Source organism: Lysinibacillus sp. 10T31 (assembly GCF_056394365.1).
The window spans coordinates 1-1,477 of the sequence record NZ_JBFTHS010000131.1 but is presented as its reverse complement, the minus strand read 5'-3'; the positions used below and the strand labels follow the sequence as shown (position 1 = coordinate 1,477).

The window sequence follows — 1,477 nt, the reverse complement described above, 5'->3', positions numbered from 1 at the left end:
AAACATGTTTCTACAAGTAGGGGGCGAACTGTTTTGCGGACGGGGTCTTAGCCCCACGGGCGCGAACGTTCTACCCCGGCTACCGTTATCATATATCGATATAAAAAATGGTCAACCAGAAATATTTTCTGGCTGACCTTATAATACGAATCAGGGCGCGATTGTGGAAGTAGCGTCGCTATTCTTAATAAACAAACGTGTGCTTTGGACAGCTCTTGTTTTTTATTCAAGTAACGAGGCAGTTTAGTTGAAGAAGAAGGTTACTTTTAACAGATATATCAATGCGGAATTTTAAATTCCATTACTACATTGAATGAATATCTGAAAGAAAATGTGCAGCAAGAGTAGCTTTTATGAAGAAAATTCAGATATGCACGACAATATTTCATCACATTTAGCAAGTAAACATATTGTCGTTCATGTCACAAAAGACTTTTCAAAAATACTCTTGTGTATAGTACGACCAAAGAGCGTAGCAATAGTCAAAAAGGATGATAGTTAGAATTATCATCCTTGAAGAAAGATTAAATCATTTTAAATATAAAAAGAGTAAATAAAACCGAGTGTTCATTTAGGGGATGAAGATATTCTTAAATAATATCCATCTGGATCGACCAAACGAAAATCTTTCAGGCCCCATTCTTGTTGTTTTAGTTGGGATTCTAATTCAATTTGCATCTCGCATACACGTTGATGAAAGCTTTGGATATCAGGAACAATAATGATTATCTCTACCCCCATTCCTTTTCGAGAGGTATTAATATTGCTGAAATAATGGTCGTTTGAAAGGATATTCTGTTGCGTTAAAAGTAAATTAAGATTTTTCGATTTAAATCTAGCACTAGTTTCATTTTGAGAATATAACTCTAATTGAATTACATTTTTATAAAAGTCAACAGACCTTTTCAAATTTTGTACGAACAATTCTAAACGCATATTAATTTCCATTTTCAAGCCTCCATAGATAAAAAATAGTTACATCAAAGTGATAACGAGTTGAAATGATTTGTATTACCAATGTTAATAATACAAAATTTAATTGTTTTATCATTCATCCAAAGGACTGAATACATTCTACATTTTAAATTTAAGGGGTTTTAAATTACTTCACATTTTGAGGAGATTAATAAATACGGTGTGATCCGCTTTTAATTGCGAATATCTAAGAATTTGTGAAGAATCGCACTTAAACTAACGGAGGCTTTAGGCTTTACTTGAAGACAGACCATTGATGCTATACTATACACATTATTACCAGTAAAGATGGTGAACTAATGGAACAAGTGCTAAAAGAAATGTTGTCTCCGAGTAATCAATATAAAGTTCAAATTATTAAGCGTAAGGATGGTCTTTTTACCACAGAGGTATATATGTGGCAGGAAGACTGCGGATATGAGTATTGGAGTCCTATTAAAAAAGGATTGTCTTTGATTGAGACGGAGGAAGGTGCAGTGACGTTAGCCATTGACCATTTAAG

Annotated in this window: 2 protein-coding genes; one reads left to right on the top strand and one right to left on the bottom strand. The window is 33.4% G+C overall.

Going from position 1 to position 1,477, the window contains the following annotated elements:
* Positions 1-567: 567 nt before the first annotated feature.
* Entirely contained in the window at positions 568-948 is a 381-nt protein-coding gene (locus AC1DCY_RS27100; RefSeq protein ID WP_477355768.1) for a VOC family protein, read from the bottom strand.
* A 326-nt stretch (positions 949-1,274) separates the two neighbouring features.
* Between AC1DCY_RS27100 and AC1DCY_RS27095 the strand changes: the two genes are divergently transcribed.
* On the top strand, positions 1,275-1,477 hold a 203-nt coding region (locus AC1DCY_RS27095; RefSeq protein WP_477355765.1), incomplete at its 3' end, for a hypothetical protein.